General features: G+C 66.5%; 22 protein-coding genes. 10 read left to right on the top strand and 12 right to left on the bottom strand.

Going from position 1 to position 19,694, the window contains the following annotated elements:
- Positions 1-32 precede the first annotated feature (32 nt).
- Both ACGFNP_RS34115 and ACGFNP_RS34110 read right to left on the bottom strand, forming a co-directional pair.
- Complete coding sequence (locus ACGFNP_RS34115; protein ID WP_393325663.1) at positions 33-239, bottom strand: DUF397 domain-containing protein; 207 nt, start codon at positions 237-239, stop codon at positions 33-35.
- Positions 227-1,042: a Scr1 family TA system antitoxin-like transcriptional regulator gene (locus tag ACGFNP_RS34110; RefSeq protein WP_393325661.1), complete on the bottom strand. Its 816-nt coding sequence runs from the start codon at positions 1,040-1,042 to the stop codon at positions 227-229. The genes ACGFNP_RS34115 and ACGFNP_RS34110 overlap by 13 nt, the downstream gene beginning before the upstream one ends.
- 221 nt (positions 1,043-1,263) lie before the next feature.
- Here ACGFNP_RS34110 and ACGFNP_RS34105 point away from each other — a divergent pair, with 221 nt between their 5' ends.
- The gene (locus tag ACGFNP_RS34105) at positions 1,264-1,920 is read left to right on the top strand and encodes an ATP-binding protein (protein ID WP_393325659.1); all 657 of its coding nucleotides are present in this window, start codon (positions 1,264-1,266) and stop codon (positions 1,918-1,920) included.
- Entirely contained in the window at positions 1,907-2,431 is a 525-nt protein-coding gene (locus ACGFNP_RS34100; RefSeq protein WP_393325657.1) for a hypothetical protein, read from the top strand. Before ACGFNP_RS34105 ends, ACGFNP_RS34100 begins: the two co-directional genes overlap by 14 nt.
- Positions 2,432-2,461: 30 nt before the next feature.
- Here the strand turns inward: ACGFNP_RS34100 and ACGFNP_RS34095 are convergent, their stop codons facing one another.
- Together ACGFNP_RS34095 and ACGFNP_RS34090 are read right to left on the bottom strand one after the other, a co-directional pair.
- The gene (locus tag ACGFNP_RS34095) at positions 2,462-2,869 is read right to left on the bottom strand and encodes a hypothetical protein (RefSeq protein ID WP_393325655.1); all 408 of its coding nucleotides are present in this window, start codon (positions 2,867-2,869) and stop codon (positions 2,462-2,464) included.
- A 612-nt stretch (positions 2,870-3,481) separates the two neighbouring features.
- Positions 3,482-5,023: a restriction endonuclease gene (locus tag ACGFNP_RS34090; RefSeq protein WP_358342389.1), complete on the bottom strand. Its 1,542-nt coding sequence runs from the start codon at positions 5,021-5,023 to the stop codon at positions 3,482-3,484.
- Between the two features lie 434 nt (positions 5,024-5,457).
- Between ACGFNP_RS34090 and ACGFNP_RS34085 the strand changes: the two genes are divergently transcribed.
- The 3 genes from ACGFNP_RS34085 to ACGFNP_RS34075 all read left to right on the top strand — a co-directional run bounded on the left by ACGFNP_RS34085 (position 5,458) and on the right by ACGFNP_RS34075 (position 7,978).
- Positions 5,458-5,724 (top strand): hypothetical protein, encoded by a 267-nt coding sequence (locus ACGFNP_RS34085; RefSeq protein WP_393325653.1) that lies wholly within the window; start codon positions 5,458-5,460, stop codon positions 5,722-5,724.
- A gap of 34 nt (positions 5,725-5,758) precedes the next feature.
- Positions 5,759-7,219, top strand: a complete 1,461-nt coding sequence (locus ACGFNP_RS34080; protein WP_393325651.1) for a beta-propeller fold lactonase family protein — start codon at positions 5,759-5,761, stop codon at positions 7,217-7,219.
- A 90-nt stretch (positions 7,220-7,309) separates the two neighbouring features.
- Positions 7,310-7,978: a hypothetical protein gene (locus ACGFNP_RS34075; RefSeq protein WP_393325649.1), complete on the top strand. Its 669-nt coding sequence runs from the start codon at positions 7,310-7,312 to the stop codon at positions 7,976-7,978.
- Positions 7,979-7,980: 2 nt separating this feature from the next.
- On the opposite strand, the gene ACGFNP_RS34070 is transcribed toward ACGFNP_RS34075, so the two are convergent.
- The 3 genes from ACGFNP_RS34070 to ACGFNP_RS34060 form a co-directional block, all read right to left on the bottom strand.
- On the bottom strand, positions 7,981-8,157 hold the full coding sequence (locus ACGFNP_RS34070) for a hypothetical protein (protein WP_393325647.1): 177 nt from the start codon (positions 8,155-8,157) through the stop codon (positions 7,981-7,983).
- Positions 8,154-8,408, bottom strand: a complete 255-nt coding sequence (locus ACGFNP_RS34065) for a hypothetical protein (protein ID WP_358342398.1) — start codon at positions 8,406-8,408, stop codon at positions 8,154-8,156. The genes ACGFNP_RS34070 and ACGFNP_RS34065 overlap by 4 nt, the downstream gene beginning before the upstream one ends.
- A 75-nt stretch (positions 8,409-8,483) precedes the next feature.
- Positions 8,484-9,332 (bottom strand): helix-turn-helix domain-containing protein, encoded by an 849-nt coding sequence (locus tag ACGFNP_RS34060; RefSeq protein WP_393325644.1) that lies wholly within the window; start codon positions 9,330-9,332, stop codon positions 8,484-8,486.
- A 129-nt stretch (positions 9,333-9,461) separates the two neighbouring features.
- On the opposite strand from ACGFNP_RS34060, the gene ACGFNP_RS34055 reads away from it, so the two are divergent.
- On the top strand, positions 9,462-10,106 hold the full coding sequence (locus ACGFNP_RS34055) for an NADPH-dependent FMN reductase (protein ID WP_393325642.1): 645 nt from the start codon (positions 9,462-9,464) through the stop codon (positions 10,104-10,106).
- A complete protein-coding gene (locus tag ACGFNP_RS34050; RefSeq protein ID WP_393325640.1) occupies positions 10,103-10,774 on the top strand; it encodes a DsbA family protein in 672 nt (223 codons plus the stop codon). The genes ACGFNP_RS34055 and ACGFNP_RS34050 overlap by 4 nt, the downstream gene beginning before the upstream one ends.
- Here ACGFNP_RS34050 and prfH read toward each other — a convergent pair.
- Positions 10,762-11,451, bottom strand: a complete 690-nt coding sequence (gene prfH / locus ACGFNP_RS34045; RefSeq protein WP_393325638.1) for a peptide chain release factor H — start codon at positions 11,449-11,451, stop codon at positions 10,762-10,764. The two genes, ACGFNP_RS34050 and prfH, sit on opposite strands and share 13 nt — an antisense overlap.
- The gene (locus ACGFNP_RS34040) at positions 11,448-12,605 is read right to left on the bottom strand and encodes an RNA ligase RtcB family protein (protein WP_358342408.1); all 1,158 of its coding nucleotides are present in this window, start codon (positions 12,603-12,605) and stop codon (positions 11,448-11,450) included. The genes prfH and ACGFNP_RS34040 overlap by 4 nt, the downstream gene beginning before the upstream one ends.
- A 239-nt stretch (positions 12,606-12,844) precedes the next feature.
- Between ACGFNP_RS34040 and ACGFNP_RS34035 the strand changes: the two genes are divergently transcribed.
- From ACGFNP_RS34035 to ACGFNP_RS34025, 3 genes are all read left to right on the top strand, one after another.
- Positions 12,845-13,522, top strand: coding sequence for a hypothetical protein (locus tag ACGFNP_RS34035; protein ID WP_393325635.1), 678 nt, complete (start codon positions 12,845-12,847; stop codon positions 13,520-13,522).
- Between the two features lie 400 nt (positions 13,523-13,922).
- Positions 13,923-14,249 (top strand): hypothetical protein, encoded by a 327-nt coding sequence (locus ACGFNP_RS34030; protein WP_393325633.1) that lies wholly within the window; start codon positions 13,923-13,925, stop codon positions 14,247-14,249.
- A gap of 106 nt (positions 14,250-14,355) precedes the next feature.
- Positions 14,356-16,995, top strand: coding sequence for a M48 family metalloprotease (locus ACGFNP_RS34025; protein WP_393325631.1), 2,640 nt, complete (start codon positions 14,356-14,358; stop codon positions 16,993-16,995).
- On the opposite strand, the gene ACGFNP_RS34020 is transcribed toward ACGFNP_RS34025, so the two are convergent.
- The 3 genes from ACGFNP_RS34020 to ACGFNP_RS34010 form a co-directional block, all read right to left on the bottom strand.
- Positions 16,992-17,576, bottom strand: coding sequence for a hypothetical protein (locus ACGFNP_RS34020; protein ID WP_393325629.1), 585 nt, complete (start codon positions 17,574-17,576; stop codon positions 16,992-16,994). The genes ACGFNP_RS34025 and ACGFNP_RS34020 overlap by 4 nt on opposite strands.
- A gap of 277 nt (positions 17,577-17,853) precedes the next feature.
- Positions 17,854-19,047: a serpin family protein gene (locus ACGFNP_RS34015; protein WP_393325627.1), complete on the bottom strand. Its 1,194-nt coding sequence runs from the start codon at positions 19,045-19,047 to the stop codon at positions 17,854-17,856.
- Positions 19,048-19,122: 75 nt separating this feature from the next.
- Positions 19,123-19,665 carry a helix-turn-helix domain-containing protein gene (locus tag ACGFNP_RS34010; RefSeq protein ID WP_393325625.1) on the bottom strand — a complete coding sequence of 181 codons (543 nt, stop codon included), beginning with the start codon at positions 19,663-19,665 and terminating at the stop codon, positions 19,123-19,125.
- Between the last annotated feature and the right edge of the window lie 29 nt (positions 19,666-19,694).

The following is a 19,694-nucleotide window of genomic DNA, read 5'->3' as shown; positions in this document are numbered from 1 at the left end:
CTTCGCGACAGCGCGCGAGGGCTTCCCGGTGATCAGACGTCGAACTCGCCGTGGGTCGCTCCGTGCAGGAACGCCGTCCACTCATCGCGCGTGAAGATCAATGCAGGCCCGGTTGGGTTCTTGCTGTCACGCACGGCTACGACGTTCGGGATATTGGTTGCCACTTCGACGCACTGGCCGGTATCGCCACTGGCGGTCGCCTTACGCCACTCCGCTTGCTCCAGGTTCACTTCGACCATTTCCTTATCGCATCCCCTATTGCCCGTTGTGACACTGTTTGTGAGTGAGCATCCGCTCTAATGGTGTCATATCTCACCTTGATTTGCGCTACGGCGTCATGATCCCCAGTGACATGGCCGGACAGGATCGAGTCCGCCGACACCACCTCGGTTCCGTCATGGAGACGTGCCAGGGCGAATGCGCTCACCATGCCAACCACGCAGCCTGCTGCGACTGGCACCAATTGGATGGTGATTCGCGGGTGCTGCGTCAGTTCGTGCAGGTAGTGGAGCTGGCTCAGGAGGACTGCCGGCCCTCCAATGGGGCGATCGAGCACACTCTCGTCGACCAGGGCCAGAAACGTCGGAGGCGTCGGACCTTCGAAGATCTGCATGCGTCGCGTGCGCGCTTGAACCCGTTCCTCCACTCGGTCGGGAGGAGACGTTGTGGAGAAGAGCGCTCGCGCGTACTCCGGGGTCTGGAGTAGCCCTGGCACCAGGAGCGGATCCCACGACTGAAGGATGACCGCCTGCGGCTCTATCTCCTCCACCCAGCGTGCAAACCAACCGAGGGCGGGTGAATGGGCGATTTGCCTATATAGCTTTGCGAAATGCCCGTCAAGCCCGAAAGCCTGATCGGCCGCTTCGGCGAACTCCAGTGTGGGCGTCCGGCGCCCTCGTTCAACGTGGCTGATGAGGGAGGTATGGCATCGCATACGGGCGCTTAGTGATATTTGGGAAAGCTTCGCCTTCTTCCGGTAGTGCTCCAGATTGGAGGCGAAGCGCGCCCGCGGTGACATCTGATCGCTGTTGCCGGTATCCACCCTGCCCTCCGATCATCACGCTCTGCCGCTCATGGAATATCCAGGGCCGCAGCAATAGAACGACGGATGTGCGACAGATAATACAGGCTTTGCGTCTTCTTTTGTCATCCAGTTTCGTGAAGTGGAGGCTCTACCGGCCGCCAATATTGCTCATGCTTGGGTTCCACGCAACAGCGAAAGACGGAGCTTTCGTCGCATGCGGTGAACGGATTTCCAGGCCCATGGAGGTGGTCGACGAGATGGACGCGCATTGCTCAGCTCGTGGAGAGGTCGTCCGGCCCGTACATCCGGATCTTGATCGGCAAGAGAAAGGGGGCGCAGGCCATGAGCGGGAGATGTTGCCGACGCCGACCCAAGCGGGTGTGGATCCACACGACCGTCTCCGGGAGCGCGATATGGACGGAGCGGCGAAGGAAATGGCGAATCGACACAACTGCATAGAGCTACCCGCTTTTCCGGTATCTGTGTCGATTGCGCGTAGACATGTTGTGCGTGTGCTGAAGGGGTGGGGTCGCGAAGAGCTGGTTGACGACGCCCAGCTCATCATCAGCGAGCTCGTGACAAACGGCATAAAAGCCGTCGAGCCAAGCGAACATTCCCATGGAGAAGAAATCGGGATGTTCGCCTGGTGTGATCGACACGTGTGGATCGGCCTCCATCGGACGGTCCATGACGTGGTCATAGAGGTGTGGGATCCCAGTCGCAAGCCGCCGAAAATCAGCCACCCCAACGCGTCGGAAGAGGGCGGACGAGGGCTGCAGGTGGTCGACAAGACAGCCGCATGCTGGGGTTATCGATGGCCGAGCACAGGCGGGAGGATCGTCTGGGCCGCACTGAAGACCAACCAAGGGTCTGGAGCGCTGGATGAGCCGCGTTGAGGCCGTGGCCAACGAGAAGCGCGCGGCTGACGCCCCGGCTCCCCCCGAATGTCTGGAGACGAAGACATGGCCCTGCCCTGGACTCTCTCCACACCCACCCCACCGGACAGACAGCCCGAAGACCCTCCTGGAGTGGACCACGGATAAGCCGTCCCGCTACCGGATCCTCGACTACACCTGCTCATGCGGCGCGGTCGTTTACGAACTCCTGGCCTGCGGCGGCAACTATCGGATCCGCCGCACGAACCAGGCATTATCTCCTGGTGAGACATACGCCGGCCCGTGGCGCCGCCAGGTAGCGGAACGCACGTGGGCGCTGATCCTCTCGGGCGAGGCCAGCTTATGTTCGTGTCTCACCTCCGAAGCGTCCAGTAAGGCCGGTGAACGCCACCACGCCCCCTTTGGTATTCGCAGAGCAACCCCGCTACGGGGAACCTATGGTCGCTCGGGCCGTTTCGATGAAGCTCTTCAGCCGGTCACGGAACACCTGATGGGCGGTGTCGAAGCGTGAACGCGCTTCAGGGGCGCCTTGTGCGATGTACTACAGCGCTCCGTTGGCGTCCGTGGCCGCATGTTTGACGGCTTCTGCCTTCGCAGCGACGGCTTCTGGCCCTTCGAGGAGAACCACCCTGGCGCATCGTGCCAGCGGGTCGTAGGCGTTCCGCAGGGCAGTACGTAAATCCTGAATCTTCTCCAACTGCTCGTCCTGCTGCGTCAGTTGCATGTAGACGTCGCCGAGCCTGTAGCAGAACTCGCCCGTGATGTGGGCCTGCTCCAGGAACTCGAGGTAGGCCGTCCGACGTGCTTCACGAATCTGAGCATGCTGTTGAGCCTTAGCGGACGCCTCGGCTTGGATTCGTACTGAGCGAGCATTCCCCAAGCTGGTCACCCATCCCGCCAGGATCGCCGTTCCACCCGTTAAGATCGCAACCCACGCCGTGCTGTCCACACGATCTCCTGGTCAAGGTCGGCGGGTTCACTCGAAGGCTGCTGCGCCTACTCACGAAACGGCCTGTACAAGGACTCTTGCTCCGGTCTCGTCACCTCTGTGCATCCACCATCGCTGTTCGGCAGTGTCCAAACCAGGCCAATCTCAAGCGGAGGTCTTATCGAAGTCGAAGAGAGCCAGAGCGGCGGCTTGTACGTGTTCTTCCTGAAGGGGCGTCTCAGTCGCAACCCCGGCAGGGCACCGGTGCTCGTGCTGGGCACACTGTGGCCCGAGCACTGGGCCACCCTGACGGCCACGCCTTCTCCCGGTGCCGCTGATCCGCACGCCCACAGCAGAGCTCTGTTGAGCGGCATGGGAATCTCCATGCCCGAGTCGTTCCCCGACCAGGACCTCGACGCTCTACAGGCGATCTCTGATCCTCCACTGGAACTGGCCGGGCGACAAGCTTCCAATGGCCAAATCCCCCAGTTCCTCGCCGGTGTTCCCGTCCTAATGGAGCGATACCGCAACGCGCCGCCAAGGCACTGCGCCATGCGGCCATGGACGTCCGGCGGCTGGGACTCACCTTTCCGCTGTCTTACGAACTGCTCCACGACGCGGCACCGGGCTACCTTACAGGCCAGCGGTGGGACGAGGCCGGTGACGTCCAGAGTCTCGTGGCTCGCCCGGGATGAGATCGCGGACTCGACTCCGCGGCTCGACTGGCTCCCAGTCACAGCTCAGTGCGTACAGCTGCGCGCTCGTGGAGCTCGCGCACTCCACTCGGTTGGCGCGGTAGATCACCGGCTCATAGTCGAGTGGATGGTGGTGGGTGAGGTTACAGATTACGAGTTCACTGGATTCAAGCGGTCGCAGTTCCAGTTCCACCTCTGAACGCGCAAGCTCAGGATCGCCGCAAAGTGGGTTCTCGATGACAATTCCAGTAACCCACTCCCGCACTCGTATGTTGGCGATTGGCTCTGCATCTTCGTCGTCAAGATCGAAGTCTAAGTCGAACACATCGGGCTGAACGATGTAGGCCACTTCCCTGATATCGATATGCGTTCCCGAAGAGAAGCTCCGGGATTGGGTGATCGATCGGCCTTCCAAGGGCCGGAAGTACACCGCCTCATGAAGTCCGATGGCCTTACACAGTTGCATCAGCGGAGCTAGGTCCAGCGGGATACCTTGTAGCTGAAACGACAGATTGACTATCGACGCGAGCCGCGATTTGTGAGCGGCGAGTTTAGCCGTGAGGGTATAGAACCCGCCGTCGCACACATCGGTGTAGCAGAGCTCCTCAGAATGGTGAGAATCCTCGGACTCGGCTCGCTCTGCCCACCGGGGAAGCACTGTGGCGAACTCGTCTGTGCCAAGGCCGTGCCAGTTCTGGGAGGACTGCTGGATGCTCCAGCGCGCTTGCCCGGTCGCCCAGCCGAGGCTCGCGAGCGTGTCGATCAAATTTAGGATTGCCTGCTCGCTGAAGATCTCCGGGTACAGATCAAGTGTCACGCCGACGCCGGCAGCCGGTACCCAGTCGATGTCCGGGATCTCCTGGGTGAACACGAACTGCCCGAACCCGCCACGACAGTCCAGCACGCGGCTGCGATGACCGTCAGGCCACACGAACTCCGCAGGTGACACGGGCAGCGCCGTGGCCGACTTCTTGCGCCTCGCTGGCTTGGGTTGCACGAGCGGCGCGTCCAGCAGCACCTCGCCGTGGGTAAGCAGGGCATCCTTCTTCCGATGCAGGAGCCGCAGCAGCGACTCGCGATCGAGCAGGATTCGCTCAAGTTCGCCACCGGACAGAAGAATGACTGGTTGGGCGGCGTTCGCCACCACGTCTGCGATCACGGACTCAGAGAATCCCTCAATGCTGACCAGGAGCCCGGCTACATGCGCAGGTACTCGGCGTAGCCGCGACCGCAGACCATCGATATCACTGATGTCCAACTTGTCGCTTCGCCACTTTGTTTCGATCAGGTAGCTCTCCGCGTCTCGTGTCGCGAAGAGATCCACCTGTCGAGGCTTGGCAGCTCCAGCGTTCGGCGTAGTTTGAAAGTGATGAGCGCGGAACAGATCGACCATAAACCGTTCGAGGGCGTAACCACGCTGCGCGGGCCGTTTGATCGACGTGATAGCCCGGAACTCCTGCAATAGCCCACGTTTGGTCATAGGGCGATCATGCCAGGCTCATGTGACTGAATACAGCGGACCCGAGCGCCGCCAGCTACAGAAGCCGCGTCGCCAGCTTGAACGGCGAAGGAACGATCATTGCTCGCAAAGACGGTCGCTATGAGGCGAAGGTCCTCGTCCCGACCATGGCAGGGACGATCAAGCGCGTCAGCGTGTACGTCAAGACGCGCAAAGAATGCCACGCGAAGTTCGTCCGACTCAAGCGGCACGCCGACCGAGGCCCCTGTCACAGCTGATAGCCTTTCGCCCCCGCCCGACAAATGTCCGGCTGCTGTCCGGTTGCTGCCCTTCTGGTCTTACTGTCCCCGTGAAATGGTGACGTCGGAGAACTCGCCCGATATATGGAAGACAAGCAGTAGGAGCTGGCCTCCCAACTGCAGTCCGAGGGGGCTCCGAGCGACCCGCTGTTCGAGGTGTACGCGGCCAGCCCGATCAGCGACTTCGCCGGCCACGAGGCCTGCGGGAGCGGGTCCTGGATCAACCCCATCATGATCAACCCCAACGGTGAGGGCGACTTCCACGCCGGGGACGACCCGGCGACCTGCATTCCCTACCCGACCAACCCCTCCAACCCGCTTTGTCTGAGCCGGGAGTCATTCCACCCGAACGACACCGGGACGTCCGCGTACGCGGGGGTGCTAGCTCGGACCCTGTCCCAGATCGGATACCAGGGCGGTTAACGCTCATCCGTCCGTAATGAGAGGAACTCTTGCAGTGCTTACGAAGTTAGGCCTGCTGGCAACCCTGATCGGGCTGCCTCTGGCCATCACCCCCGCTGTCCCGCACGAGGCGCCGACCCCGCGCTCCGTGTACGTCACGAACATCCTGTCCAACAACATCACCAGGTTCGCGATCCAGCAGGATGGTGGCCTGACGGCGGACACCAAGCTGACGGCGACCGACGCGGCTCCCCGTGGAATCGTGATCTCACCCGACGCGCGCACGGTCTATGTCGCCAACGGCACGGCCGGCACGATCACGACTTACCGGGTCGGCGCTGACGGCGGCCTCACCGCACTGTCGCCGTCCACCCCCACCCCAGCGGACCCGGACGACGCCGTCGTCTCCCCCGACGGGCAGCGGCTGTATGTCATCAGCCGCAGCGCCGCGATGGTGACGATGTTCCCCATCGCGAGCGACGGCAGGCTCACCACGCCCGGAACATCCGTCCCGGTCCTGGGCGAAAATCCTCGGGGGATAGCCATGACTCCCGACGGTCGCAACCTGTACGTGACCACCGGCGACCCGGTGGCGGACACCGAACCGGATGTGCTGGTCAGATTCGCCGTCCAAGAAAAGGGCACGCTCAAGCGACTCGGCACGACGCCGATCGGCGCGGCGGGCGGCGCGATGGCCCTCACGCCCGACGGCAGGTTCCTCTTCGTGCCGTGCGCGGCGCGGCACGAGGGCGAGGCGTCGCACGAAGTGTTCGTCTTCCGCGTCGACTCGGACGGCGCCCTGACGCCGGTGCCCGACTCGCCGTTCCCCGCGCCCGACGTCCCGATCGCGGCCGCCGTCACCCCCGACGGTCGCAACCTGTACGTGACGGACGGCGGGCTGATCGGCAGCGGAAGCAGGCTGGTGTCGGCCTACACCATCCGCGCCAACGGCTCTCTTGACCACATCGCAGACGTCAAGGCGGGCAAGAGCCCGGTGGCGCTGGCGCCCGCGCCGGACGCCCGGTGGCTGTACGTGTCGAACCTCGACTCCAACGACGCCTCGGCATTCCGCATCAAACCGGGCGGCGAGCTGGAGGAACTCGACGGCAGCCCGTACCCCACCGGAGGCATGCGGCCCGCGTTCCAGTCGATCGCCGTACTGCCGAACCAAGGCCCTCAGGCGGCACTGGCCGTCGGTGAGACGACCGGACTCGAGGCCCGCTTCGACGCCTCGACCTCGTCGGATCCGGACGGCAACGTCGTCCGCTACGACTGGGCCTTCGGCGACGGAACCGTGCTCAGGGACGGAGGGCCGCGGCCCACGCACCGATTCCCCGCGCCCGGCACGTACCAGGTCACCCTGGTCATCACCGACGACCAGGGCTGCTCGACCGGCCTGATCTTCACCGGAACCTCGACCCAGTGCAACGGCTCCGCCCGGGCGAGCGCCCAGCAAGCCGTCACCGTCACGTCGGGCCTCGGAGGAGATCCTCAAGGAAGCCCCACGGGTAAGTGATCGTTGTAAAGATGGAGCATGAGGCTTCGCCGGTTCCGTCCGCTGTCGCGCCGCGTATCTTGGCCCAAGCGCTCCTTAGGGCGGTGGATCGTGGTCGCGCTCGGTCTGAGCGTGCTCGTGGTGGCCCTCGCCGGCGCTGCCGGCCCGTACCGGCAGACCAGGGAGTTCCGCGAGGTCGTGGCGTGCGATCGGGGCGTCGGCAACTGTTTCGGCAACGAGGCGGGATCCGTTGCCGGCCGGCGCACCTACACCACGACCTCGACGACGACGTCCACCGACGCCAACGGCCAAACACACACGAGCACCACCACGACCACCCACTACGAGGTCACCTGGCAGCGGGCCAACGGTGCCCGGCAGGCCCGCGACGTGTCCCCGAGCTTCTACGCCAAGGCCAAACAGGGACAACCGGCCACACTGCGGCTCTGGCACGACGAAGTCGTAGGGGTGGAGGTGATGGGCGGTGAGCAGTGGTTCCTGCCGAAGTCCGGCACAACGCTCGGCGGCTGGCTGTACCTGGCCTTCTTCGGCCTCGGGGTCCTGCTGTGGGGACTGCTGTTCGGCTGGTGGGACGGGCTCTTCATGCTCGCCTTCCGGACATTCGCCTGGATGTTCATGAGCTTCATGCCCGTGGACATCACGACGGACGCCCTGGCCTATGGCCTGGCCACCGGGACCGATCTCGTCGTGCAGATCGCGTTCGCCCTCTTCTTCACCGGGATCGCCGGCGCGTTACTCTTCGGCTCACTCGGCGGCTGATCTCAATCGTCGTGGGCGATGAGCATGAGCTGCCGCCACAGCAGCACCACGAACACCGCGGAGCCAGCGAAGGCGAACCAGCAGGGCGCCGCGACACCGAAGCGGGTGGCCAGGACACCGCCGATCAACGAGCCGACCACCAGACCGGCGTAAACACAGACGGTGTTGACACTGCTCACCCGGCCGCGCGCTGGCGGACGGTGACCGAGGTCGTGCCCCATATGAAGGCGTGCGCGCCGAAGGCCAGGAAGATGCTCCCGGCGACCCACGGCGAATGGGTCAGGGCCAGGCCCAGAAACGTCGCGATCAGCAGTGGGCCCGCGGTGGCCGCGACCCCGTCACCGAGATTCGTCAGCCAGCTCGAGGCCAGCAACCACCGAAATCCGGTCCCCAGCCGGGCAGGCAGGACTCGCTCCACCAGTGTGATCACGAGCGCAAAACCATACGTTTTGCGAGCATCTACGGCAACGCGTTTTCGCGTGGACGCGCTATGCGGCGACCTTGCTCAATGGCGACAACGTGAGCCGGGGTGATGGTCAGTGAGGCGGTCGAGGGCGGCGGCGGTGGCCTCGTCGGAGGCGAGGTAGACGAGCAGCCGCAGCTCGTCGGGGTCGGGCAGTTCGAGGCTCTCGTACGCCAGCCGCAGCTCTCCCACCTCCGGGTGCGACCATTGCTCGACACCGGTGCGCGCGGGCAGTGCGGCCGAGCCCTCGAACCGGTCGCGGAAGCGGGCGTCGGCGATGATCGTCAGCTCCTCGGCGAGCAGCGCCGCGTGCGCGTCGCCGAGCGCGGCCGCGGCCCGCAGCGCGGCGGCCCGCTCGCCGGCGACCGTGCCCCAGTCCGGGTGGGCGTCGTGCGCCCGCGGGTCGGTGAACGCGTACCGGACCAGGTTCGGTGGCTCGGCCTCCAGCAGCCCGGTCGGGCCGGCGAGCCGCGCGAACCCGGCCGTCCACGCGAGCAGGTCGCCGGGCCGGTTGACGACCAGCGCCGGCGCGGGCTCGAGCCGGTCCAGCAGCGCCTGTACGGTCGGGCGCACCGTCCGGGCCCGCGTTGCGGCGGCCCCGTCGCACGTGCCGCCGCCTGTGGTCTTCGCCAGCCGGTGCAGGTGAATCCGCTCGTCACGGGAGAGACCCAGCGTCTCAGAGAGCGCGGCGAGTATCTGGGCGGACGGGCTGCGGTCGCGCCCCTGCTCCAGCCGGGTGAGATACTCCACGCTGACGCCCGCGAGCGTGGCCAGCTCGGCCCGGCGCAGGCCGGGTGTGCGGCGCCGGTTCCCGTTCGGGAGCCCGACCGCGGCCGGCGGGACCGCCTCGCGGTGTGCGCGTAGAAACGCGCCCAGCTCTGTCTCCCTCATCGACTGCGATTGTATTCGCGGCGAGCCTGGCCTTGCCAGGGCTAGGAAAACCGCAGCCTGGCCCGACACGCCCAGCGTCGGGACGCTGAGCAAGCATGAGCACATTCACCGACGGTTAGGAGAAGGCCCATGATCCAGATCGCGATCATTTTGGGCAGCACCCGCCCGGGGCGCCGCGTTGAGGACGTGACTCGGTGGGTCGCCGAGGCCGCCGGCCGACACCCCGCCGTCACGGCCGGGGAGGCCGACCTCGAACTCGTCGACATAGCCGACTACGAGCTGCCGCTGCTGGACGAGCCCGCGCCCGCGGTCATCGGTTACTACCAGAACGCACATACCAAGCGGTGGGCGGCCACGATCGACAGGTTCGACGGGTTCGTGTTCGTCACCCCGGAGTACAACAGCGCCATCCCCGCCGCGCTGAAAAACGCCATCGACTACCTGTACGCGGAATGGAACGACAAGGCGGCCGGGATCGTCAGCTACGGGGTCTACGGCGGCACCCGCGCCGCCGAACAACTACGGCAGACCATGGGCGAGATCAAAATCGCCGACGTACACGCCCAAGTCGCGATCAACCCGTACTACGACTTCGACTTCGCCGACTCCAAGGCCGGCGTGTGTGCCCCCGGCGAACGTCAGGAAGCCGCCCTGACCCTCATGCTGGATGAAGTCCTCGCATGGTCCCATGCCCTCCGAGCGCTGCGGAACCCCACCGCGAGCGCCGATCCCCGGCCCGGTGGCGACCTCCACACAAGAAAGGACCCTGGATGAAGGTAGAGGTATACGGCGATATCGCGTGCCCGTGGTGCCGCCTCGGCACGCACCAGTTCCACCGCGCGGTGGCCGCGGCCGGTGCGGAACCGGACGTCGAACTCGTCCATCGTCCGTACCAGCTGATTCCTGACGCGCCCGAGGAGCCCCGGCCACTGGTGGACACGGTGGCTGAGATGTTCGGTCCGGAACAAGCGGAGGCGATGCTCGCGGAGATGACACGGCTCGGTGCCAGCGAAGGAATCGAGTACCGATTCGACCGTGCGATGGCGGTCAACACCTTGACCGCGCACCGGCTGCTGTGGCTCGCCCTGGACGAGTACGGTGCCGGGGTACAGGCCGCGTTGGCGACCGCCCTTTACGACGCGTACTTCCGCGACGGCGTGAACGTCGCCGACCACCCGCAACTCACCGAGTTGGCCGAGCGGGTCGGCTTGGCCAGCGACCGGGTGCGGAACTTTCTTGCCTCCGGGGAGGGGGTCGCCGAGGTACGTGAGCACGTGGCCGCGGCGCGGCGGGAGGGCGTCACCACCGTGCCGAGATTCGTCTTCGAGAACGGCGCGCTGATCGTCGGTGTGACCAGCACCGAGGCGCTCCGAGACGCGCTTCGGAAGGCCAGCACCGTTGGGGCCGACCCCGCCCAAGAGTCGCGTGATCAAACCCGGTGAGTGTTCGGGGTGGACTGCCGTCGTCGTCGGCGCGTCTGCTTCTGCGGAGCCGGGTCCTGCTTCGACGTTTCCGGACGTTCGATACGGGTGGGGTTGCCGCGTACGAGCTCATCGTGGATGCGCCAGCGGGCGGTGGTCACGGCGCGTCCTGCCGCCTCGTCGCCGTGCTCGATGCGCTGTCGCAGCAGCCGCATGGCGATGCGGCGGTTGAGGCTGAGCTGCCGCTCGGTGTCGACCACGACGACGAGCCCCGTGGGCCGGTGGATCGCCCGTACGGCCGTGCTGGCCTTGTTTCGATGTTGACCGCCGGGGCCGCCGGTGCGGCAGGCGACGATGTCGACGTCTGCTTCCGCGAAGGTCGTGTGCGGGGTGTCGACCTGGCACGGTTGGGCGATGACGTACCAGTTCTTTCGGCTGGTGTTGGCCCGGTATGGGCTGGGGGCCTGCCAGCACAGGGTTCCGGTCCACGAGGCGGCGAATGCCTCGGCGTCGTCTCCTGCGATCTGGATGAGGACCGATCGGTAGGTACCGGGCCGGTCACCGGGAACGGTCTGGGCTCGATGAGTCTCCAGGCTCTGCCGGGTGGCGTCGGCTTCCAGGCGGTGTAGCAGTTGGGCCAGTGCCCAGGTGCACTCCTGCGGGCCGCGCCCGGCCGACAGGAGCAGGTGAACGTTCATAGCCGGCCTCGCTTGCGGCGGTGGTCTCTCCCGAGGTCGGGTGTCTTGTAGGTGACCAGAGGGATCGTGGTGGCCACAGGCGTGGCCAGGTCATGGTCGACGAGGTCGGCGATCACCTGCTCGATGCGCTTGTAGGCCGTTGGCGCCTCCTCGAAGAGCAGTTGGCGGTCGCCACACACCACCAGCGATCCCACCGGTGTGCGGCGCAGCTCCTCGACCGTGTGCTTGGCCCGGCCCCGGCGCAGGGCGTCGGCACGCGACATCTTGCGGCCCGCGCCGTGCGCCACGGAATGGTTGGCGTCCGGCCCGGCGTGACCGGCCACGAGATAGGAAGGGGTGCCTCGCGTACCGGCGATGAGCACGTCACGGCCGTCGCCCGGCGCCGCCCCCTTGCGGTGCAGGTAGCTCCCGTCGCGGATCTCGACCAGGTTGTGGCACTGGTCGACGATCGGTTCGGTGGGCTCGGTACCCAGGGCATGAGCGACCCGGGCGGCCAGCAGCCGCCGGTTGAGCGATCCCCAGCGTACGGCGTCGTCATGCATTGCCAGGTAGGCGCCGGGATCAGGGGCGGGGCCCGCGCCGTTGACCTCGGTGTGCGCCCGCAGGATCCGCTCGCCCAGCCCGCGGGAACCGCTGTGGACGATGAGAACCAGATCCCCGGCGGCGAGCCCGAGACGGCTCGCGTGCTCCGGCTCGAAGACGGTCCCGATCCGCGCCAGCTCGACGAAGTGGTTGCCCCGGCCGACCGTCCCGAGGCCCTCGACGTGGCCTGCGGGAATATCGCCCTTGACCACGGCCCAGGCGGGATCGTCGGCATCCTGCTCGGGGTCCAGCGCGCGATCGAGATCGGGGAACCGGGCGGCGAGCTTCTCGGGTACGGCGCGCTTCAGCTTGACGGGGAACACGGCGATGCCACAACCGATGTCGGAGCCCACCAGGAACGGGTACAAGACGGTCGACGCCATGGCGGCGCCGATGGGGGCGCCCTTGCCGGGGTGCAGGTCCGGCATGGCGGCGACGTGCGTCATTCCGTCGAGGGCGGCCACCTGGTGGCATTGCGCGACGGCATCGGACTCGATCCAGCTTGTGGGGGAGGCGAACACGGTGACGGTGGCCGGGGTGGACAGCTCCTGCCGGGAGTGTTGCTGAGACAAAGACGCTCTCTTCGCTGAACAGGGTATGGGCGGGCGGCATTACGGAGTAGCGAGGGGGGCTGTCCGTCAAAGCATCATGGACATCAGATTCTCTGAGCCCGCCATTCGAGGCAAGCGGTTTTCGGTCGTACGGGCTTGCCTGCCTGCCGCCACCCTCACTCAACGACATGCGGGTGCGCTGTGGGGACGTTCGCCTGTTCTGGAGCGTTGTAGGGGAAGGCCATGGAGATGGAGCGCAGGTGTCCCTCTACGGAAGTCGTCACGTCACCGCGGTCAGTTTGACCGCCCTTTGTCTGGGGCTGCCGGTCGGTGCGGTCGTTCAGATCGCCGAGGAGGATGTCGCACTTCCGGCCGTCATCGGCGCCGTCCTTGTCTGGTGCCTGTCGGCTTGGGCGGGACGGTGGATTCTCAATAGGAAGGCCGCGTCGGCCGAGCCTGTCGAGTGGCTGGTGCGTGCGCATGTCGCGACCCGTAAAGGGCTGGTCCGGTGCCCCATGCTCAGGCTTACTCCGCTGGACGGCGGCAGAGGTTATTGGCAGCGGATCATGTGGCATCCGTGGCTGGACGACATGCCCGACGACGAGATCCTCTTGGTGCGGATCGGCGAGGGTCTCGCGCGGCGCGCGATCGTGGAATTTCCTGAAGGCACGCGCATCCTTCCCGCGGGACGCCTGCGTCGGTGGTCCTATCTCGGCTGGCCTGTCAGAGACGGCGCACCGGAGCGGGTCGATGGTTTCCCGTTCCCTCCGTGGTTCTGCATCGGCCTTCCGGTTTTCGGCGGGTTGCTCGGCGGATTCCAGATGTCGCCGGGAGAGTGGAGCGGGGCCGCGACGATGGTGCCGGTCATGCTGGGGGTTATTCTGCATTTTTGGGGATGGGTCGGAGGGTTGCCCCAGTCACCGGGCAATCGCCTATGAAGCGGAACCTCATCGCCGAGCGCTCCCGGACCATCCTGACATTGACCGAGAGGCCGGGAGCATCCCCGCGGGTGTGTAGGGGGCACCACAACTCCGGCGGGATGGACCGCATGCGCGGCGCCGGCGATCTTTCCTGATGCCTCGAGTGGCCCGTGTTCCCTTGGTGATAATCAGGAATGTGGACTGCCCCAGCCACAAAGCCGGACACGGCGTATCATTTCAGCCCGAATCGGAATCACTTTTGGACTTGACGCGCAACCCGTATCACGGTGGCCGGAAATTTTCTTTCTGGTGTTCCTGCCAGAACGGAAGTTAGCATGCGGTGACTCTGGCCATTCATTCGCTAAGGACAGATATGGCGTCGGAATCGGAGAACGGATCCGCTCGTCGCTTCGACGACATGGCTCACGCCATTGTCGCCGAGGTCGCCCCCAAAGAGGCGGAATACTTCCCGGCGATCGCCCAGGCCACCCGGAGAAACCCTCGGCGAGCCTTCCGCGGCGGCGGTGACGACCTTCTCGGGTTCTCGCTCGCGGACGCGGTGACACTCCTGACTCCCATCGTCCTGACCGTCCTGACCGGCGCGGCGACCAACACGCTCACCCAGGCCGTCGAACGTACCTCGAAACAGGTCTCCAAGAGCGTGTGGGACAGGCTCTTCCCGTCGCGCCCGGCGCCCATTGCCGGCTCAGAGACGTCGTTCCCGTTCTCGATCCCGCTCAGGTGAAGGAGACCGCGCAGGCGGTCGAGGAGATCGCACTCGCGCTGGGCGTGGACAAGTCCACCGCCCTCCGCCTGCGACAGGCGACCTTCGGGCACTTGTCGGGCGAGAGGTGACCGCGGCGGGCGAGATGGTGTCAGGCCGCAGGCTGAACCCGTTCGCGCTGCCGTCATCGACGACGTCCCGGTTCCTCATCCTGATCACCGCGACGATCGCCTGCTCCCTCTACCTTGCCCTGTTCCTGTTCGAGCTCCGGCTGCGCGTCGCCTATCTGCCCGAGCACGTCCGGCACGCGGAGTGCCTGTCATCGCTGCGTTTCGGCGTGCGCTCGGTCGAACCGACCCTGCTCGTGGACAGGTACGGCGAGTGCACCGCGGGAGTGACGGCGGGCGAGGCACTCCTGCCGATCGGGTCGCTCGTCGTGCCCGCGCTGTTCGCCCTGCTGCTCTACGCGTTTCACCCGCTGTGGGCGTTCCGCCGCGGACTCATGGCCCTCGCGGAGGTGAGCGGCGGCGAAGCCCACGCGGACCTGGTACGCAGGTTCACCTCCATCGCCGAGCAGGAGGCTCCCGGCAAGAACGTCAGGTTGCTGGTGGATCCGGGAAGGGGAGAAGTCACCGGGCGCGCGCTCGGCCTGCCCCGACGCCACATCGTGGTGCTGAGCATGGGGCTGGTCCTCGCGCACGCGCCGACGCCCGCCATGACCGAGGCGGTCCTGCGGCACGAACTGGCGCACATTCGCAACCGTGACGTCGGTATCGCGCACTTCACGGTGGCGATCTGGTGGTCGTTCCTGCTGACGGCCTGCGTGCCCGCGCTGGTCGCCACGGCGATCTGGATTCCCGGCGGCCTGCTTCCGCAGTGCGCCAGGCTGGCGGTGATGACCCTGGTGCTGTGGCTGGCCAGGACCGCGGTGTTTCGCGCCCGCGAGCACCACGCGGATGTCAGGGCGGGCGACACCGCCGAACGGCAGAAGACGATGGCCGCGGCGATCGAGACCGCCTCGTCGAACCGGCGTTACCCGGGGCCGCTGCGCTTCTTCAGCGGTCATCCCGCCCGGCGGTATCGCCTGGCCGTACTGAACGAGCCGGGCAGGCTCCTGCGCCTGGACCAGTGGGAGATGTTCAGCGCGGGGTCGCTGGCGGGCCTGGGTTTCGCACCCGTATACCACTCCTATTCCCAACTCGACACCGAGGGGGTGATCGACGCCCGCTACTTCGCGCCCGGGCTCATGTTCGGGCTGCTCATCTCAGGCGTCCTTGTCGTGGCCGTCTGGAGGGCGAGCATCGGGCGGCTCGCGGGACATGGTTCGCGGATGAGTCTGTGGTGGGCCTCGGCCAGCTTCACGGTGGGCGTCATCGCCGGCCAGTACGCGGCCATGATCCGCGCGGAGGTGTGGATCTGGACCCTCGCCTCCGTGAACCCGCTGGTCGGACTCACCTACTGTGTCGTGCTTCTGCTGATCATCAGGGCATTCCTCTCCTGGGCCAAAGCCTGCTCCTCGGCGTGGCTGGCCGTCTCCACCCACCCTCGGACGATCGCCTTGGCGACCGTTGCGGTGTCGGCGGTGGTGATCGGCCCGTGGCTGGGTTTCTGGTTCTATGGCATCGCCACCGTCGTCCAGGCCGGTGTCACGTGGGACCTGCTGGTGGTGACACTGGTGGCGATGGCCAGGTACACCCCACTGGTGCTCACCATCGCACTGGCCTGTGCCTACCTTGTGGCGGCCGGGACGCGAGCGCGGCCGGCACCGGGGAGCGGCCTGCGGCTTCATCTCGACGACGATGCCGCGCCCGTCCCGCTCCAGCGTCTGCCCGCCCAGCTTGTCCGGGCCTCCCTGCCGTTCGCCGTGGCCTGCTGCCTCATGGCGGTGGGCGGTTTCGCGCTGCAACCCATGCTCACCGCGGGCAGCAGACAGGTGGGTACGGGTCAGTTCCTCGAGGCCGTCTACGTGACCATGGGCGTGGCCGTGGGCCTGCTGGCGCTGGCGGCGCTGGCGGCCGGGATCCTGGTCGGCGGCCGCGGCTCGGGAACGTGGGCCGTCGCTCATGCGGGGATCATGCTCCTGACGGCGGCCGTTCCGATGGCCCTAGTGATCCTCGGCCACGTCGCCGTGGCCGAATGCGGGTGGGAGCGGGCCGGCGCCTGCTTCGCACAGGGCGCGCCGCTCCAGGTGGCGATCGGCAACTACGCCACGCTCACGTACGCGTACGCGATCTACCCCTCTCTTCTGCTCGCCGGGTGCGGCAGCCTCATCAAAGCTCGGAGGCGACCGCCCGTCCCCGAACCGCGTCGGGGCGTCAACCGCCCGGTCGTGGCGAGCGCGACGATCGTGATAACGCTCGCCTTGGCGGCCGGCATCTACGGCGCCCTGCTGAACTGGCGGCTGGCCGTCGGGGCCATCCCCGCGGCGCGCATGACCTGGCAGCGGCCGGTCATGGAGGCGGCCAACCAGCCGATCAAACCGGGCTCGGTTCCGCAGCTCGACGCCTGCAGCCACGCAGTGGGCGTGTTCGCCAGCCCGGGAGTGCGCGACGCGCTCAACACCGACCAGCGCTACTACGTGCTGGCGGCCGGGCTCATCAACCATGTCGCCTCGTCCGACGACCCCGCCCTGCGGGCGATGGCCCAGGCCGGATACGTCTGGCTGGACAGGGGTCGCGCGGACATGGTCACCAAAGTGGTCAGCAGAGTGCTGCACTACTGCATTCTCGTCGGGGGCGAACGCCAGGTCGATCTGCAGGCGAGCTAGGCCAGGCACGCCCTGACGCCGTACTGGACGCCGGTGTTGAACGCGTTGATCCGTTCGGTGGCGCTGCCGTGATCGCGCGGGTTCGTCCACGGCGTGTCACCCGACAGCCCCCGCAGCGTCGCCGCGATCTCTCGGTTGTCGCCCCGCTCCCACGTGAGCGTGCCGTCTCTCGACGCCCCCGCGAGTGCCGCCCCTCCCATGCAGTCAGCCTGCAGTTCGACCTGCGCCGCCAGATATCTGAACGGCATACGGTTCTGGACGGTGTGGCTCCATTCATGTGAGATGACCTGGTACACGAGCCCGTCGCCGTAGCTGTAGCTCATCCTCATCAGATTGATGTCCCAGGCGATGAAATGCTGGGTCATGCAGTAGGAGGCGTTGTAGGGCAGCATCTTGTGTCCCGAGCACGCAGGCCGGTTCGGGTTCCGCCCGTCGTAGGAACCCAGGACGCGGGGCGGCGAATATCCCCCAGGGAAGTAATCCGACCAGTGATCTGACCAGAATCGATGGACCGCGTAGACGGCCGTCCGGATGTCCTGCTGGAGGCTGTCGGCTTTCACTGCCGCCTCGGCTCCGCTCATGCCGCCTCCGTCGATCCACGTGACGGCGAGAATGGCCACCACGGCGCTGACATGGAGCCCTCATTTGTTGGTTGTTCGCTTCCGGCAGGCTCCGAACGATAAACGAGCGCATTCGCTGTGAATAGTCACCGCTATAGAAACATCACCGCCGCCCTCGCAGGCGAGCGAGCGTCAAAGGAAATGCAGAGCGCCATCACTGTGTGCGTGGCCGAGCAGACGCCAGCCTCCTGTCGAGGCACCGACAACGGGCGTCACGACTTCCTCTATGGTGCGGGGCTCAGCTGCTGGGTTCTGCGAGCCAGGTTTCGGGTTCGGCGACCCAGCCGGCGGTCAGGATGAGGCGGCTTCGACGGTCAACAGTGAGGAATCCGAAGGGATGGCTGAAGTCGAGGTCGATGTGCCTGACGCGGTAGGGAGGTGGCGGGGCTATTCCGCTTGCGACGGCGCCGATGGCGGTGATCGCGGCGGACTCGAAGCCGGTGGCTTGGAAGGTGGCGACGGCGTTCTGCTGGGCCTGGGTGACGGCGAGCGGTTGGGTGCTGATGCCGGGGAAGTGCCCGCGGCTCGGGTCCGTCACTGTTGACAGGCCGAAGACTTCGGGCAGGTTCAGCAGGTCGTGCGTGGAAGTGATGGTGAAGCGCGGGACCCTGACGTTCAGTACATCGTCAGGGGCGTGGTCGCGGACGTGGCGGATGGTCATTCCGGGGCCTGGGCTGCCCGCGCGCAGGAGGCCGGCTGGGGTGGCGGGGTGGAGTCCGGCCAGTACGTCGATGCCGGCCGTGAGGACGTGGCCAGGTTTCATCGAGTCGTCACCGAGAACGAGGTGGACGTCGATTCCACCGGTACCCATGACGCGAAGCAAGGTGAGCGGACCGGCGGGTGTGTCGGCGACTCTGGCGCGGTCGAGTACGTGGGTGCTGCGGCGTAGGACATGGATGTCCCGTCCGGCCCACGGGCCGGCTTCGAACAGGTCGATGCCGTCGGTGAACGGGCGTAGCCACGTGGTGCGAACGGTCAGCGCCATGGCCAGGACAAGGAGCACACGGTCGGTCAGCTGGAGGGGCATGGCGGGGATGAGCCCGCCGGTCTGCTCTTTGGCCCAGGTGTCGAGTCGGAGTTGGTCGGCTGTGGAGTCTGAGGTCAGTTCGCCGTACATGCCTGCGGGAAGCGTGGTGATCCGCAGGGGCAGGTTCGGCCGGGACCACAAGCCCAGTGCCGACCGGATCGCCGTGGATCCGTTCATGATCGACAGTACGGCTCGGGCCGCCTGGGAGGCGGTAGCGGCGTCTAGCCCGACGGCCTCCTGCAGTTCTTTGCGCCCTCGTCCCTCGGCGGCTGATGCCAGGTGGGCCAGCAGTGGCCAGGCGCCTGCGCCGGCCATCACGACCGATTCACCCGAACAGGTCTTCACCCATCGGGCGGTCATTGCGTTCACCGCGGTCACCGAGTCGTGCCAGGGCTTCCCGTTCATGCGGGTGACCGTACAAGGGTCAAAAGTTTTGGGCGAGGACATTTCTGGTGGCCGTCGTGCGGCCGATTCGGTGGCTCAGGCCTGTCGGGGGGAGCGGATCAGTAGGGTGGCCAGTGCTTCGTCTGGGCCGACAGTGCTGTAGATGTGTGGGACGTCGGCCTGCCAGGAGATGTGCTCGCCTGGCGCAGCCAGCAGAGGGGCGTCGGCCGGGCCGGCGCGCAGCACACCCGCGTGGACCGTGACGTGTTCGGTCACGCCGGGGGCGTGGGCTGGCGAGTGCTGCACGATGCCGGGGCGGACGCTCATCCGCAGCAACTCGAACGTCGCGGTCGGCTCCTCGAAGACCTCCAGCAGAGTGGCCGTTACGGCGGCGCCGGGCACGCTGACGGCCTCCGTGGGCGGTGCGCCGGGCTCCAGAACCAGCGTCGTCAACGGTATGCCCAAGGCTCCTGCCACCGCGTAGAGCGTCTCCAGCGTCGGGTTGCGGGTGCCCAGTTCCAGGCCGGACAGGGTGGCCTTGCCGATGCCGGCGCTGCGGGCCAGCGCCGACAGGGAGATGCCGCGGGCCTCCCGCAATCGCCGCAGTCGGCTCCCGATATCCGTGTCTCGGCTGTCCACCCGGCAATCCTTGCATTCCGCCGCCGGGC

This window comes from Nonomuraea sp. NPDC049269 (assembly GCF_043197155.1).
Lineage (GTDB): Bacteria > Actinomycetota > Actinomycetes > Streptosporangiales > Streptosporangiaceae > Nonomuraea.
This window is presented reverse-complemented; position numbering and strand designations above follow the sequence as displayed.